The organism is Pelomicrobium sp. G1 (genome assembly GCF_051905455.1).
Taxonomy (GTDB): Bacteria; Pseudomonadota; Gammaproteobacteria; order Burkholderiales; family UBA6910; genus Pelomicrobium.
In genome coordinates this window covers 55,123-69,204 of record NZ_JBQACR010000006.1, presented here as the reverse complement: position 1 = coordinate 69,204, position 14,082 = coordinate 55,123, and the positions used below count along the sequence as shown (strand labels likewise).

13 protein-coding genes are annotated in these 14,082 nt (G+C 69.3%); 6 read left to right on the top strand and 7 right to left on the bottom strand.

The window, feature by feature from the left end; genetic code table 11:
- Positions 1-70: 70 nt before the first annotated feature.
- From ACTFO6_RS07615 to ACTFO6_RS07605, 3 genes are all read right to left on the bottom strand, one after another.
- On the bottom strand, positions 71-2,338 hold the full coding sequence (locus ACTFO6_RS07615; RefSeq protein ID WP_439933855.1) for a TonB-dependent receptor: 2,268 nt from the start codon (positions 2,336-2,338) through the stop codon (positions 71-73).
- 144 nt (positions 2,339-2,482) lie between these two features.
- Positions 2,483-3,127 (bottom strand): response regulator, encoded by a 645-nt coding sequence (locus ACTFO6_RS07610; RefSeq protein WP_439933854.1) that lies wholly within the window; start codon positions 3,125-3,127, stop codon positions 2,483-2,485.
- A 1-nt stretch (position 3,128) separates the two neighbouring features.
- Entirely contained in the window at positions 3,129-4,457 is a 1,329-nt protein-coding gene (locus ACTFO6_RS07605; RefSeq protein WP_439933853.1) for a histidine kinase, read from the bottom strand.
- A 305-nt stretch (positions 4,458-4,762) separates the two neighbouring features.
- Here ACTFO6_RS07605 and ACTFO6_RS07600 point away from each other — a divergent pair, with 305 nt between their 5' ends.
- The 5 genes from ACTFO6_RS07600 (at position 4,763) to ACTFO6_RS07580 (ending at position 10,118) form a co-directional block, all read left to right on the top strand.
- Positions 4,763-6,730, top strand: coding sequence for a sigma-54-dependent Fis family transcriptional regulator (locus ACTFO6_RS07600; RefSeq protein WP_439933852.1), 1,968 nt, complete (start codon positions 4,763-4,765; stop codon positions 6,728-6,730).
- Between the two features lie 196 nt (positions 6,731-6,926).
- Complete coding sequence (locus ACTFO6_RS07595) at positions 6,927-7,484, top strand: flavoprotein (protein ID WP_439933851.1); 558 nt, start codon at positions 6,927-6,929, stop codon at positions 7,482-7,484.
- The gene (locus ACTFO6_RS07590) at positions 7,460-8,866 is read left to right on the top strand and encodes a DUF6513 domain-containing protein (RefSeq protein ID WP_439933850.1); all 1,407 of its coding nucleotides are present in this window, start codon (positions 7,460-7,462) and stop codon (positions 8,864-8,866) included. Before ACTFO6_RS07595 ends, ACTFO6_RS07590 begins: the two co-directional genes overlap by 25 nt.
- A complete protein-coding gene (locus ACTFO6_RS07585) occupies positions 8,863-9,438 on the top strand; it encodes a DUF447 domain-containing protein (protein ID WP_439933849.1) in 576 nt (191 codons plus the stop codon). The genes ACTFO6_RS07590 and ACTFO6_RS07585 overlap by 4 nt, the downstream gene beginning before the upstream one ends.
- Positions 9,435-10,118, top strand: a complete 684-nt coding sequence (locus tag ACTFO6_RS07580; protein ID WP_439933848.1) for a (5-formylfuran-3-yl)methyl phosphate synthase — start codon at positions 9,435-9,437, stop codon at positions 10,116-10,118. The genes ACTFO6_RS07585 and ACTFO6_RS07580 overlap by 4 nt, the downstream gene beginning before the upstream one ends.
- Positions 10,119-10,167: 49 nt before the next feature.
- On the opposite strand, the gene ACTFO6_RS07575 is transcribed toward ACTFO6_RS07580, so the two are convergent.
- From ACTFO6_RS07575 to ACTFO6_RS07565, 3 genes are read right to left on the bottom strand one after another with little or no spacing between them, the layout of a single operon-like run.
- On the bottom strand, positions 10,168-10,791 hold the full coding sequence (locus ACTFO6_RS07575; RefSeq protein ID WP_439933847.1) for an amino acid kinase family protein: 624 nt from the start codon (positions 10,789-10,791) through the stop codon (positions 10,168-10,170).
- Positions 10,778-11,848 carry a hydantoinase/oxoprolinase family protein gene (locus tag ACTFO6_RS07570; protein ID WP_439933846.1) on the bottom strand — a complete coding sequence of 357 codons (1,071 nt, stop codon included), beginning with the start codon at positions 11,846-11,848 and terminating at the stop codon, positions 10,778-10,780. Before ACTFO6_RS07570 ends, ACTFO6_RS07575 begins: the two co-directional genes overlap by 14 nt.
- Positions 11,841-12,851: an ATP-grasp domain-containing protein gene (locus tag ACTFO6_RS07565; protein ID WP_439933845.1), complete on the bottom strand. Its 1,011-nt coding sequence runs from the start codon at positions 12,849-12,851 to the stop codon at positions 11,841-11,843. Before ACTFO6_RS07565 ends, ACTFO6_RS07570 begins: the two co-directional genes overlap by 8 nt.
- Here ACTFO6_RS07565 and ACTFO6_RS07560 point away from each other — a divergent pair.
- Complete coding sequence (locus ACTFO6_RS07560) at positions 12,828-13,553, top strand: HisA/HisF-related TIM barrel protein (RefSeq protein WP_439933844.1); 726 nt, start codon at positions 12,828-12,830, stop codon at positions 13,551-13,553. The genes ACTFO6_RS07565 and ACTFO6_RS07560 overlap by 24 nt on opposite strands.
- Before the next feature lie 10 nt (positions 13,554-13,563).
- On the opposite strand, the gene fae is transcribed toward ACTFO6_RS07560, so the two are convergent.
- Positions 13,564-14,076, bottom strand: coding sequence for a formaldehyde-activating enzyme (gene fae, locus ACTFO6_RS07555; RefSeq protein WP_439933843.1), 513 nt, complete (start codon positions 14,074-14,076; stop codon positions 13,564-13,566).
- Between the last annotated feature and the right edge of the window lie 6 nt (positions 14,077-14,082).

Sequence of the window (14,082 nt, the reverse complement as noted above, 5' to 3'; positions counted from 1 at the left end):
TCGTGGTGGCGAGCGCCCCAGGGGAGGATAGGCCTACGACAAACCGGTGAGCGCTGCGGCCTAGGGTTCCTTAGTGCCTGGGCGGGACGTCGAACTGGTACTTCACCCCTACCCAGCCAGCCCGGGGGGCGCCCGGCGCGACGAAGCGCTCCACGGGCCCCAGTTGATCCAAGGGTTGGCCGGTGGCCGGATCGAAGGCGTTGCGGTTGAACGCCCCCAAGGTCTCGTAACGGGCGTCGAACAGGTTGTCCACCTTGGCGAAGAACACCCAGTGGCGGGAGAGGCGGTAGTCCAGGTTCAGGTTCACCACCGTGTAGCCCGAAAGCTCGCCGCGCTGGTTGTTCTCGTCCCCCCGCAGGAACTGGCTGGAGGCGTAGAGAGCCTGGGCGCCCACGGTGAAGCGCTCGCTCACCCGGTAGACGCCGCCCAGCTTCAGGGTGTGGCGGGGAATGCCGGGCAGCCGGTTTCCTTCCGACACGTCGATGGTGGCCGGCTGGGCCGGGTCCAGGGGATTCGCCACCGGGTTGAACAGGCTGGCCGCAGACCGGAACGTGGCGTCCACGAAGCCGTAGTTGGCGAACCACTCGAAGGGTCCTGCCTGGCCGGCGAGCCCCAGCTCGATACCCTGCCGGCGGGTCTTGTCCACGTTGGTGAAGAAGCCCAGGCCCACGCCAGTGGAGACGAACAGGATGTCGTCCTTGAGCTCGGTACGGTAGGCCGTCGCGCTCCACTTGAGGCTCCCCCCGAAGCGGCCCCGGGCCCCCACCTCCCAAGTCTTCGCCACCACCGGCTCCAAGGGCGGGTCGGCGACGAAGCCCACCGGCAGGGCGCAGGGATCGTTCTCGTCGGCACAGGTGAGCTCCACGGGCGTGGGCACCCGGAAGCCCTCGTGGTAGCTCCCGTACAGGGTGAGTCCCTGCCGGGGGTTGAAGGTGAGCCCCAGCGCCGGGTTGAAGCGGTTGAACGTGTGGCGGCCTTCCAGTTCCGGCGCGAGCCCCGTGTCGTCCCGTAGCCGCACTGTTGCCCGGTTGTAGCGGCCCGAGAGGGTCAAGGCCAGCTTCCCGGTGAGGGACAAGGTGTCGGTGAAGTAGAGGCCATAGGCGGTGTTGCGGCCGGTCACCGCGGTATCCAGCTCGAAGGGGCCGGTGGCCACGGTGCCCCGGTCCGGGGTAAAGTCCGCCTCCTGCTCGAGCTGGCGGAAGCGGGTGCGGCCCCGGTCCACGCTGGCGCCCAGGGTGAGCTGGTTGGCACGCCCGGCAAGCTCCCCCAGGAGGCTCAACTGCACCGTGGCGCCCAGGACGCGGCTCGCGGTGCGGGTAGCGCGGTTTTCCGCTTCATAACCGTCGTCCGTGGGGTCCAAGGGAGTGCCCCCGTCGTCGAATTCCGCGTCTCCGTTGAACGTGCCGAGGTCCAGCTTGCGGTAGTAGGCGTTGCCGGAGAGGAGCGTCTTGTCGCCGAACCAGCGGCTGCCCTTGAGATTGAAAAAATGCAGTTCCGGCCGGGTCTCGTCGGGATGGGTGAAGATGGCCTCCCGGCGCTGGGCCAGGAAGCTTTCCGGGACGAGGCCATTTCCCACCAGCTCGTTTTTCGCGAAGGTGTAGGAAAAATCCAGGTCGCTCGTGGCGTCCTCCCAGCCCGCTTTGGCGAAGAACTGTTTGACCTCGGAAGGGGAGAAATCCCGCCAGCCATCCTCCTCGAAGAGGTTGGCCGTGACGAACCAGTCCACCCGGTCCCGATGCCCCCCGTGGGCGACGTCGAAGGCCTTGCGCCCGAAGGAGCCGGCGTAGGCCTGGCCCGTGGTACCCGGGTAGTCGAAGCCCGACTTGGTGCGGATGGCGAGCGCCCCGCCCAGGGTGTTCAGGCCGAACACCGGGTTGGAGCCCGGGATTAAGTTGATGGTGGAAATGGCCGACAGGGGGATCAGGTCCCAGTTCACCGTGTCGCCGAAGGCCTCGTTCACCCGCACCCCGTCCACGAACACCGAAAGCCCGATGGGGTTGCCGAGCAAGGGGGAGGCGGTGAAGCCCCGGTAGGTCACGTCGGGCTGGAAGGGATTGTTCTGGGCCTGGTTGACGTGGACGCTGCCCAAGTTGCGCACCATGAACTCGGAAAGGTCCAGGGGGTTCTGGGTCTGGATCTCCCGGTCGGTCGCCGCCTGGACGTTGGCGGGAACCTGCTCCAGGGGCACGCCCAGGTCGGGCAAGGGCGTGGTGCCGATCACTTCCACCGTGGGCGCCTCCAGCCGGGTCGCCCGCTCCTCGGCGTGGACGACGCCCGCCACCCCCAGCGCCCCGATCGTTCCCGCGAGCCAGCCCGCGAGCGCGTTCTTCTTTGTCATGCTCCCCCCTGGTGACCGAAATCGCCGGCTTCGTCGAGCCTGCGGCCTGGAGCTTAGCAACCCGGGGAACTGGCCCGCGTGCGGATATTGCTTAAAACCCACCGGGAAATTTTCCCGACGGGGGCAGAGGAGCGCCGGTGCGGCTCAACCGGAGATCAAGTGATGCTTGAGGGCGAGCCGCACCAGCTCCACGGGGCTCGTGACCCCCAGCTTCTGCTTGATCTGGGTGGTGTAGTTGGCGACGGTTTTGGCGGAGAGGTGCAGGTCCCGGGCGATGGCTTCGGGCCCATGCCCTTCCACCACCCGCTGGAAGATCTCGAACTCCCGGGCGCTCAGGCACGCCAGGGGGTCATTCGCCCCCGTCGCGGCGTACAAGGCGATCCGCTGGGCCACGTCGGGACCGAGGTACCGGCGCCCCTGGGCCACGGCGTGCACGGCGCTCACGATCACCTCGGGCGCCGCCGCCTTGGTGAGGTAGCCCAAGGCGCCGCTTTTCAACGCCTGCAGGGCGAAGGCTTCGCTCTCGTGGATGCTGAAGACCAGGACCCGGGCAGCGGCGTCGCGGGACACGATGCGCCGGATCGTCTCCAGGCCGCCCATGCCGGGCATGGAGAGGTCCATCACCACCACGTCCGGCTGGATTTCCCCGTAGAGCCGGTAGGCCTCTTCGCCGCTTGCCGCCTCGGCCAGCACCCGGATCTCCGGTCGCTGTTCCAGCAGCCGGCGGAAGCCGGCCCGGACCACCGCGTGGTCGTCGGCCAGCAGCACCCTCACGGGCACGGCGTCCATCTCAAGCCCTCCCGCCCGCGGGCAACTCAGCCGCCACTCGCACGCCTCCCTCCGGGAGGCTCTCCACCGTGAACCGCCCTCCCAGGGATTCGACCCGCTCCCGCATGCCCAGGAGCCCGTGGCCAGCTTGGAAGGCGTCCGGGGCGAGGCCCCGGCCGTCGTCCTGCACCTCCACGCTCACCCGATCCTCCGGCCCGCTGCCTCCGGTCCGCGCGAGCCGCACCTCCACCCGGCGGGCGTCCGCGTGCTTCGCCACGTTGGTCAGCCCCTCCTGCACCAGGCGGTAGAGGCACACCTTCGCCCCTTCGTCCAAGTCCTCCACGTCCCCCGAGAACTCCAGGGTGCAGGCGACGGTGGAATGGCGCCGGCGCCAGCCGGCCACCAGTTCCCGCAGCGCCTCTTCGAGCCCCAGCTCGTCCAGGGCTCCCGGGCGCAGCCGGGCCAACATGCCGCGCACGATGCCCATCATGGCCCGGCACGCCTCCACGATCGCCTGGGCGCTGGCCCGGGCGGACGCCGGCACCTGCTCCGCCTGGCTCAGGATCGCCGCCGCCTCAGCGTGAATGGCGCTCAAGTACTGGCCCAGCTCGTCGTGCAGTTCCCGGGCAAGGCGCTTGCGCTCGTCCTCCTGCACTTCCAGCAGCCGGCGGCTCAACTGGCGATTGCGGGTCATGGACTGCTCCAGCGCCTCGGCCATGCGGTTGAAAGCCCGGGCGATGCGGGCGAGCTCCGGCAGGGGGAACTGGGGCAGCCGGGTCTCGAGACGACCTTGCTCCAGCCCGGTCAGCGCCTCCAGGATGCGGTCCACGGGGCGCAAGGCCCGCCCCACGATGCCATAGACGGCCAGGTTCACCCCCAGAAAGATGAGAGCCGCGAGCTGGGCGAGCCCCGCGCTTTCTTCCCATACCTCCTGGATTTCGGAAGACGGATCGGGGCGGATCACCAGCTCGCCCATCGCCTGCTCGCCCGCCCGCCAGGGGCAGCGCACCGCTTCCCACGCGGGCGCCATGCGGGTTAAGGCGGCGGCGAACCACTCGGGCGCTCCACCCCGGTCGGGGTCCGGGCGGTCCCGGCTCGTGTATACTGGGCGTCCGGCGGCGTCGTAGAGTTCCATCCGAAAGTGGCGCACCCGCGCCAGGGCTTCCGGATCCAGGGCGGGTCCGGCGCCGATCCCGCCGGCGCACAGGATGTGCTGGGAAAGGTCCATGGTGGACTGGATTTCCGCCCGCACGTCCTCCCGGGCCCGTTGCATGGCGAAAAAGGCGCTGGCGAGGAGGACCGCCCCCAGGAGGGCGCTCAGGAGCAGGTTCAGGCGCAGCTTCAGGCTCATGGCTCGTGGCCGGGGAACTGGGTGGTGAGCGGCCCAGTATGCCAGAAAGCTTCCCCGGGACGCGGGACGGCTCCTGCGCGCAAAACATCCCTTATCTCGTGTTTAAAGGGAGAACTTTTGCCCGCCTATGGATAAACGGGGTGCGGGATGCTATGTTTGTAATACCCGCGTGGCTACCCATAGGAATGGTAGAGCAGGTTCTGGTTTTAACTCGCCTTTTCGCCAGATCTCGCGACCGATAAAACAAACCGCTATGGATTCCAGGAACAAAGCTTCCCTGGAACCCAGACAGCGCGGAGGAGGATATGGCCGACCTCAGTCTGATCGAAAAACACGTTCGATCGGTGTGCTCCACCGTCTCCCTCGGTCTTGGCGAGCACGCCCTGCAAAACCGGGTCACCCAGTCGTGGATCCGCTGCCTGAAAGACTACCGGCTCGACCCCGCCAGCCCCAATCCCCCCCTGGTGGTGAATGCTTCCGAGCTCAAGGAGCGCATCGAGCGCCTGTCGGACATCGTGCCCCACGCCAAGCTGGAAATGGCCAACCTGTACCAGCAACTGGCCGGCTCCCAGCTCGCGGTGGTGCTGACCGACGCCGACGGGGTAATCCTGAGCCTGGTGGGCGATCCCATCTTCACCAAGGCGGGCGCCCGCATGGGGCTCATCGAGGGCGCGGTGTGGAGCGAGCGGGAGCAGGGGACCAACGGCATGGGCACCTGTCTCGTGGAAAAGAGCCCCATCGTCATCCACCGCACGGAGCATTTCTTCGCCCGCAACATCAGCCTCACCTGTTCCGCCGGCCCCATCTTCGACGGGCAGGGGAACCTGCGGGCGGTGCTGGACGTCTCCAGCCAGTCGGCCCTGCCCCAGCAGTACGCGGTGGCGCTGGTGAACATGTCGGCCCAGATGATCGAGAACCAGGCCTTCATGAGCGCCTATAAGAACGATTACATCGTGCGCTTCCACAGCCGGCCGGAGTTCGTCTACACCCTGAACGAGGGGGCTCTCGCCTTCTCCTCCGAAGGGAGGCTGCTTGCCGCCAACCGCAGCGCCCTGTTCCAGCTCGGCGTGCGCAGCGTGCCCGAGATCTTCGGCGTCGACATCGGCGAGCTCTTCACCACGGCGCTGCCCGAGCTGGTGGCCCGCAGCGCCAAAAGCTCCTTCCATCCCGTGCCGGTGTACGGCGCCCGCCACGGCTCCCGTTTCTTCGCCGTGGCCCAGCAACCCGAGAGCCTGGCCCGCCGCGGAAGCGAAGTGTTCGTGAGCCGCGTCTCCCCGGCCAAGAGCGGCCCCGAAGCGCAGCCGCGCCAGCTCATCGACATGCTGGAATTCGGCGATCCCAAGATGGCCCACAACGTCTATTGCGCCAAGCGGGTGCTGAACCGGGACATCCCCATCCTGCTCTACGGGGAGACAGGCACGGGCAAGGAGATATTCGCCAAGGCCATCCATTACGCCAGCAACCGGGCGGAGCGGCCTTACGTGGCGGTGAACTGCGCCTCCATCCCCGACACCCTGATCGAAAGCGAGCTCTTCGGCTACAAGCCGGGCGCCTTCACCGGAGCGACCCGGGAGGGGCGCCGGGGCAAGATCCTACAGGCGAACGGCGGCACCCTGTTCCTGGACGAGATCGGCGACATGCCCCTGCCCCTCCAGGCTCGGCTGCTGCGGGTGCTGGAGGAGCGGGAAGTGCTTCCCTTGGGGGGCGAGGTCCCGGTGAAGGTGGACATCCAGCTCATCTCCGCCACCCACCGCAACCTGAGCGAGATGGTGGCAGCGGGGGAATTCCGGGAGGACCTCTACTACCGGCTCCAGGGCATCGCCCTGACCTTGCCGCCCCTGCGCAGCCGCACCGACAAGCGCCAGCTCATCCAGCACATGCTGGCGGAGGCGGCCGGGGGGAACGATCGGGCCAGCCTCGATCCGGAGGCGTTGCAGGTGCTGGAGGAATACGACTGGCCGGGCAACATCCGCCAGTTGCGCAACGTGCTGCGCACCGCCATCGCCCTGTGCGAGGGCGACACCATCACTGTGCGGGACCTGCCCGTGGAAGTCCTGGGCGGCCGGAGGCTCGCCCCCCCGGAGCCCCCTCCGGCGCGGGACCCCAAGCTCAACGCCCTGGAAGCCGCGGAGCGGGACGCCCTGATCCAGGAGCTGGAGCGCCACCGCTGGAACATCACCAACCTGGCCCGGCATCTCAACACAAGCCGCAACACCATCTACCGCAAGATGAAGCGGCTCAACATCCGCAACCTGAACGGCGACAAGAATTAGAACGCCGGGCTTGGCGCCCGCGCCCCCGCCCAGGGGGCGCGGGCATGGGTTATGCTAGCTTTTTGGTTTCCACCGCGCTGGTGGATCGGATGCTGACCGTCCCTTCCGGCTTTTCTTCCGTGTCGTCGATCGCCGCCCTCCTCGCCGCGGCCGAGCGCGCCTCCAGGCGGGCGCCCCTCCCGGCCGGGATCCGCCCATGAAACGGGATCCCCTGCCCAGGTTCGCCTGGGCGCTCACCGGCTCGGGGCACTTCCTGCGGGAGTCCCTGGAGATCGCCTCCGGGCTGCCCTACACCGACCTCTACCTCTCGGCGGCGGCGGAGGAGGTGCTGCATATGTATAACGTCGACTTGGAAGACCTGCGCCGGCGCTTTCGCCTCTTCCGCGACAACACGGCCAGCGCCGCGCCGGTGGGGCTGTTCTACCACGGCTTCTACCACACGGTGGTGATCGCGCCGGCCACCTCCAACACCGTAGCCAAGCTGGTCTGCGGCATCGCCGACACCCTGGTCACCAACATCTACGCCCAGGCCGGCAAGCAGCGCATTCCGAGCATCGTCTTCGCCTGCGACGCCGAGCCCGAGGTCTACACCGAAGCGCCCAAGGAGTGGGTCACCCTCTATCCGCGCCGCATCGACCTGGAGAACACGGAGCGGCTCAAGCGCTTCGAGCACACCACGGTGGCCACCACGATCGAAGAGCTGCGCCGGGCGGTGGAAGCGAGACTCCAATGCCTGAACATATTCTCTTCCTGACCGGCAAGCTGGCGGAAAAAAGCCTGCACAAGGTGCTCGAGGGCATGCAGCCCGCGCCCTTCATCTTTGAGGTGGTGCAGATCGGGATCAACGTAGCCGGTCTCATGACCGCGGACCTGATCCGGCGCCGGCTGCCGAAGCCGGTGAAGGCGGACTGGATCATGGTGCCCGGCCGCTGCCGCGGCGACCTGGAGGCGCTCTCCCGCCATTACGGCGTGCCGGTCAAGCGGGGCCCTGACGAGTTGAAGGACATTCCCCGCTATTTCGGGGCCAAGGGCCTGCAGCCGGACCTGGACCGCTATGACATCCTGGTGTTCGCCGAGATCGTGGACGCACCGCTCCTTCCGATCTCCGCCCTCCTCGCCCGGGCCGACCGCTACCGCCGGGACGGCGCGGACGTGATCGACCTGGGCTGCCTGCCCGAGACGCCTTTCCCCCATCTGGCCGAGGCGGTGAAGGCGCTCAAGTCGGAAGGCTTCCGGGTGAGCGTGGACTCCATGGAACCCCAGGAGCTCCTGCGCGGGGGGGAGGCGGGGGCCGATTATCTCCTGAGCCTCAAGGAAGAGACCCTGTGGGTGGCGGACCAGGTGGCTTCGGTGCCGGTCCTCATTCCCTCCCGCCCGGGGGACCTCACCTCCCTGGAGCGGGCGATTGCCCAGATGCAGGCCCGGGATCGGCCATTCTATGCCGATCCCATCCTGGACCCCATCCATTTCGGATTCACCGACTCCCTGATGCGCTACCGGGAGCTGCGGCGCCGCCATCCGGACGTGCCCATTCTGATGGGAGTGGGCAACTTGACCGAGCTGACCGACGCCGACACCACCGGCATCAACGCCGTGCTGCTGGGCGTCGCCTCGGAGCTGCGGGTAGCCGCCATTCTCACCACCCAGGTGAGTCCCCACTGCCGGCGGGCGGTCAAGGAAGCGGATGTCGCCCGGCGCCTGATGTACGCGGCGCGGGAAAGCGCGAGCCTGCCCAGGGACTTCACCGAAGCGCTCCTCACCGTCCATGCCCGGCGGCCGTTTCCGGACACGATGGAGGAAATCGCCGAGATCGCCCGGGCGGTCAAGGACCCGAGCTTTCGCGTGCAGGTGAGCGAATCAGGCATCCACGTGTACAATCGCGACGGCTTCCATACCGCCACCGACCCCTACGCCTTTTTTCCCCGGCTCGGGGTGGAAAGGGACGGGGCCCACGCCTTCTACCTGGGAGTGGAGCTGGCCCGGGCCCAGATCGCCTGGCAACTGGGCAAGCGCTACGCCCAGGACGAGGAGCTGGACTGGGGCTGCGCGGTGGAGCGGGCCCCCGAGGACAAAAGCGCCTACCATGCGCCCGGTGCCACCCTGGAAAAACCCAAGAAGGCGGGAAGCGGCCCATGATCTTCGAGACCATCGTCACGACCCGCTCGCCCTCGGGCACGACCCACATCGCTCCCATGGGCATCCGTGAGGAGCAGGACAACCTGGTGCTCGCGCCTTTCAAACCTTCCACCACCCTGGAGAACGTGCTGGCCAGCGGCTGCGCCGTGGTCAACTACAGCGATGACGTGCGCATTTTCGCTGGTTGCCTGACCGGGCGGCGGGATTGGCCTCTCACGCCCGCCGACCGGGTTCCCGGCGTGCGCCTTGCCGCGGCCCTGGCCCACGCGGAGCTGGAGCTCGTGCGGGCGGAAGACGACCCGCTGCGACCGCGCCTCTACTGCCGCCGGGTCCACCTGCAAAATCATCGCCCGTTTCGCGGCTTCAACCGGGCCCAAGCCGCCGTGCTGGAAGCGGCCATCTTGGTGTCGCGCCTGCACCTGCTGCCCCGGGACAAGATCGAGGCCGAGGTGAAATATCTCGCCATCGCGGTGGAGAAGACCGCAGGCCCCGCCGAGCGGGAGGCGTGGGGCTGGCTGATGGAGGCCATTGCCGCCCACGACGCCCGGCGGGAAGCGGAGCGCCCGGCATGACCGCGCTGCTGGCAAGCGTGCGCTCCCGGGAAGAAGCCGCCCTCGCCCTGGCGGGTGGGGCCGACGTGATCGACCTCAAGGAGCCGCGCCGCGGCGCCCTGGGGGCTCTTGCGCCGGAGACCGTGGCGGAGCTCGCCCGCTTCGTGGCGGGCCGGCGCCCGGTGAGCGCCACCCTGGGGGACCTTCCCATGGTCCCGGCCCTCCTGCGGGCCGCTGCCGAGCGCGCATCTGCGAGCGGCGTGGATTACATCAAGGTGGGCCTCTTCTCCTCGTCCCAGTCCCTGGCATGCGCACGGGCCCTGGAGCCCCTCGCCCGCCGAGGCTGCCGCCTGGTGGCGGTCCTGTTCGCCGACCAGGCCCCCGACTGGGCGTGGCTCCCCGAGATCGCCGCTGCCGGATTTTCGGGAGCGATGCTCGATACAGCGGACAAAACCCGGGGAGGCTTGAGGACCCACCTGGACGAGGAAGCGCTCGCCCGCTTCGTGGGCGCGGCCCGCGCCCAAGGGTTGACGGTGGGCTTGGCCGGCTCTTTGACGGAGGAGGACATCGGCCCCTTGAAGGCCCTCGCCCCCGACTTCCTGGGCTTTCGCGGCGCCCTGTGCGGGAAGGGGGAGCGCACCGGGGAAATCGATCCCGCCCGAGTCGCCGCCGTGAGAGCCCGCCTGGCTGCGGCCGTGTAGGCGATTCTGGCGGCCCTTGGGGCTTCGGCCACAGCGTGTACGAGAAGGGCTAAGAATCCCGGTCGACCAATATCCCCGTCGGCCGGCACACGCTGCCGAGGAGGAGCTGACCCAAGGTATCATGCTGCTGCTTGGCCAGCACCAGCGTCTGAAAGCACCCCGAGCGCACGAAGGCCGGAAATGAGGGGTCCACTAGGCCGCTGCGGCTCATTTCCTCCGCCGCGATCTCCGCCTGGGCGGGCGCAAAGGGTTTGACCAACACCAACCGCTCGGCGCTCACGTAATGGGCAAGCCAGGCAGCCAGGCTGTCGGAGGTCACGTCCCAACTGGCAGGAATCTCTTCGGCGGCGAGGGCCATGCGGGCGGGCAACCAAACGGCCACCCGGCCCGACCGCAGCGCCCCCACCAGTTCCTCTCGGCTCGCCGCCGGCACCAGATCGGGGCAGATGCCCGCTAGCATGAGGCCGTATTGCTCCATGCCCAGCAGGGCCATGCGGTGGGCGATCCCGTCGTCGAAGCGCCACGCCTCCTGGGCCTCCCGCACCCGGTCGGCAAAGGGACCGCCCCCGGGCACAATGATGACCTGCCCGCCCCCGTAGCGAGCCAGCGTCTCCAGCCAGTCTCTGAGCACCGCCTCTCCGGCGAGGCTGCCGCCCAGCTTAACTACCCACATGGATCGCTTCCTCTGCTTCTTCGGCCGCCAAGCAAGCCACCGCCACGGCCGGGGCACACCCGGCAACCCACTCCGGATCGGCGCGGATTCGATGGAACAAGCCAGCGAAGTCTCGGTAAGGCCGCTCGAGCCGCGCCGCCAGCCGGGCCGCGACGAAGCGGCCCACCCCTGCGCCCACCACAGGGGCCGTGGCCTCGACGCCAGCTGCCGCCAGGACCCGGCGGGCGGCAGCTTCAATCTGGGCCAGCTGGTATCCCGCGAGCCGGCGGGCGAGCCGGCGCCAGGCGGCGGGCGCCGCCGAGGCGGCGTCGCGCCCGATCATGCGGGCGAGCCGGCGGGCGCTGCCTTCCTCGGTCTTCTCTCCCCCGTCGGCCGCAGGCCACTGGTCCGCGTGCTCGGGCAGCGCGCCCGCCAGCCGGTGCACGTCGGCCATGGTGGCGAAGTGTTCCGCCACGAGGGGCACCCGGCGTCCCTCGAAAGGCACGCGCCTCCCGAGGGCCATTACCGGCGTGCGCGCCACCCCCGTGTAGACGAGCTCGCCCGAAGCCAGGCGCTCGAAATCGTCTTCGCCCGCGGCGCGCACCTCGCCCCCGGCCACAGGCACTAGGTCGGTGGTGGTGCTGCCCACGTCCACGAAGAGCGCCGCCTCGAGCCGCCCCGCGACGAACCGGGCGGAGGCGAGCCAGTTGGCGGAGGCAACGCGCCGGGGCATGCCCTTGGCATGGGCGGCGTCCACGAAACCGACACCGGCGAAGTAGCGCGTGCGCCGTCCGCTCAGCCGTCGCTCCATGAAGTCCGCGAGCCGCGCCACCCCCTCCGCCCGGTCCCGGAACAGGTCCGCCATCTCCCCGGTCATGGTGAGGGCATGGCACGGGGCGGCGCCCAGACGCTCGAGGGCCCGGTCCACCGCTGCCGCCAGGTAATCCAGGCCCCGCCACAGGGGGCAGGGCAGTTGCACCGCGTCCAGCACGGCCAGCTCGCCCGCGGTCCGAGCGACGGCGGCGGCCTTGAGGTGGGCCCCGCCCAGGTCCCAGCCGATGACCGCCGCTTCAGGCATCGACGGGCTCCAGGGAAACGCGAACCGGCCCCTTTCCCGTTAGTCGGTCTATCCTGCCTGACTTTTCTTCGCTGGCCTCGGAGACAAGACCCAGGGCCAGGGCCGCCGGGTTCATCCCCAGCACAGAGCGCAGGCCGCAATAGGACGTGGTGAGCCGGGGATTGATCTCCAGGACCACCGGTCCCGCGGGCGTCTGGACGTAATCGATCCCCACGAAACCGGCCAGTCCCGGGATCGCCGCCACCGCCGCCTGGGCGAGGGCGGCCAAGCGGCCGTCCGCGTCCGCCCAGGCACCCACGGTGACCCCCGTTAGGGCGAGAGCTTCGCCCCGCACCGCGATGTGCTGGCGGTTGCAGGAAAGGAGCCGCACTCGGCCCTCGGGGAAAACCAGCAAGGAGAGGCTGGCGGCCTCGCCCTCGATCCAGGGTTGCGCCACCGGGCCCGTCCCCGCCTCGAGGAGCGCCGCGCGGACCGCGTCCACGTCCGGCACCCGGCGCGCGCCTTCGCAGCCGGCGCCGTCGTCGGGCTTGACCACCCAGGGACCGGGAAGGGCCGGCAGGGGCTCCCCGGGGGCGAAGGTGGGAACGACGGGAAGGCCGGCGCGGGCGAGGGCCCGGGCGGTGGCCCGTTTGCTCGCCGCCACCCGCACCGCCTCCGGGGCGCACCCGAAGAGTCCCTTCCCCCGCGCCAGCGCTTCCCGGCCGAGGGCTTCCAGCACGCCCCCCGTCTCGGGGGCGATGATCCAGGCGAGATCGGCCAGGGCGAGCCCGCGCCGGTAAAGGGAACGGGGGCTTTCGCCGGGCGCGGGCTCCAGCACCGCCGCGGCGCCCGGCGGGAAGGGCAGCCGGGGATCCCGGCTCACCACCGTTTCCACGCCCGGCAGTTCCGTGAGATCATCCAGCGCCGCGCGCAGCATCCTGTCCCCTTCGCGCGCGAGGGAAGCAGGCAGCGGCTGCCCCATGAATCCGCCGCCCGTCACGTGCTCGTACAGGAAGATTCGCACCCCTATCCCCCGGTGGAGATCGTTCCGGTCATCGACCTCATGGACGGCCTCGTGGTCCATGCCCGGCGCGGGCAGAGGGAGCGCTACGCGCCGCTCCGTTCCCGGCTATGCGCCGGAAGCCGCCCCCAGGACGTGGCCCGGGCGTTGGCTGCCCTGCACCCGTTCCGCGCCCTTTACGCCGCGGACCTGGACGCCATCCTGGAACGGGGGAGCCACCTGGCCTTGCTCGAGGCCCTGGGCCGGGAGCTCGCGCCGGTGGAGCTGTGGGTGGACGCGGGCGTTCGCGACCTCGCCCGGTGGCGCCGCCTGGCCGCCGGCGGGCTCACCCCGGTGGTGGGCAGCGAAACCCTCCCCGACCTCCGTCTGCTGGAAGCCCTCGCAGGCGAGGCCCACGCCTTCGTCCTCTCCCTCGACTTCCGGCGGGAGCGCTTACTGGGCCCGGCCGAGCTGCTCGAGCGTCCGGAACTCTGGCCCTCCCGGGTGATCGCCCTGAACCTGGACCGGGTAGGCGCCCGACGAGGCCCGGATCTCGCCCTCGCGGGAGCGCTTGCCGCCCGCGCCCCCGGGGCGCGGATCTACTGCGCCGGGGGCGTACGCGGCAAGCGGGACCTGGAAGCGCTCACCGCCCGGGGCTTCGGGGCGCTCATCGCCTCCGCCCTACACGACGGCAGCCTCACCCGCGAAGACCTCGAGACCCTGTGAGCCGCGTCCCTCAGGCGTGGGCGGCGAAGGGGTGCATCACGCTGCGCCGCTTGGCGAGGATGTCGCTCACCTTGGGCTCGCCAGCCACCGCCCGCTTGATCGCCTCCTTGGTCGCCTGGTAGTTGAAGTCCTGGATCTTGTTGTCGTCGGCGGCCTCCCAGTGGATGAACACTCCCACGCAAATGAAGACGTCATCGGCCTCGTTCGCCGGGATGGTGCCATCCTCCACGCAGTCGGCCACCGCCATCGCCACGCCCCGCTGAGCCGGCCCGAACATCTGGGTCGCCTGCTTGGCGTTCTTGATAGTGACTTTATTGAACATCACGGTGTGGGGCTTCGCCGGCAGGTTGGGCGCAACCACCGCCAGAAGCGCTGTAAAACCGTCTTTGTTATTGGTCAAGGTATGGCAAAAAGCCGACTCGGCAGCACTGCCGCGGGGACCCATGATCAGGTCGATGTGGGCCACCTCGTTGCCGTCGCCCACCAAGGATTCGCCTACCAGGGTGCGGGTGATCTTAGCCATGGGTTT

Coding starts and splice junctions, on each gene's coding strand:
- ACTFO6_RS07615 (WP_439933855.1), bottom strand. CDS start 2,338: ATGACAAAGAAGAACGCGCTCGCGGGCTGGCTCGCGGGAACGATCGGG.
- ACTFO6_RS07610 (WP_439933854.1), bottom strand. CDS start 3,127: ATGGACGCCGTGCCCGTGAGGGTGCTGCTGGCCGACGACCACGCGGTG.
- ACTFO6_RS07605 (WP_439933853.1), bottom strand. CDS start 4,457: ATGAGCCTGAAGCTGCGCCTGAACCTGCTCCTGAGCGCCCTCCTGGGG.
- ACTFO6_RS07600 (WP_439933852.1), top strand. CDS start 4,763: ATGGCCGACCTCAGTCTGATCGAAAAACACGTTCGATCGGTGTGCTCC.
- ACTFO6_RS07595 (WP_439933851.1), top strand. CDS start 6,927: ATGAAACGGGATCCCCTGCCCAGGTTCGCCTGGGCGCTCACCGGCTCG.
- ACTFO6_RS07590 (WP_439933850.1), top strand. CDS start 7,460: ATGCCTGAACATATTCTCTTCCTGACCGGCAAGCTGGCGGAAAAAAGC.
- ACTFO6_RS07585 (WP_439933849.1), top strand. CDS start 8,863: ATGATCTTCGAGACCATCGTCACGACCCGCTCGCCCTCGGGCACGACC.
- ACTFO6_RS07580 (WP_439933848.1), top strand. CDS start 9,435: ATGACCGCGCTGCTGGCAAGCGTGCGCTCCCGGGAAGAAGCCGCCCTC.
- ACTFO6_RS07575 (WP_439933847.1), bottom strand. CDS start 10,791: ATGTGGGTAGTTAAGCTGGGCGGCAGCCTCGCCGGAGAGGCGGTGCTC.
- ACTFO6_RS07570 (WP_439933846.1), bottom strand. CDS start 11,848: ATGCCTGAAGCGGCGGTCATCGGCTGGGACCTGGGCGGGGCCCACCTC.
- fae (WP_439933843.1), bottom strand. CDS start 14,076: ATGGCTAAGATCACCCGCACCCTGGTAGGCGAATCCTTGGTGGGCGAC.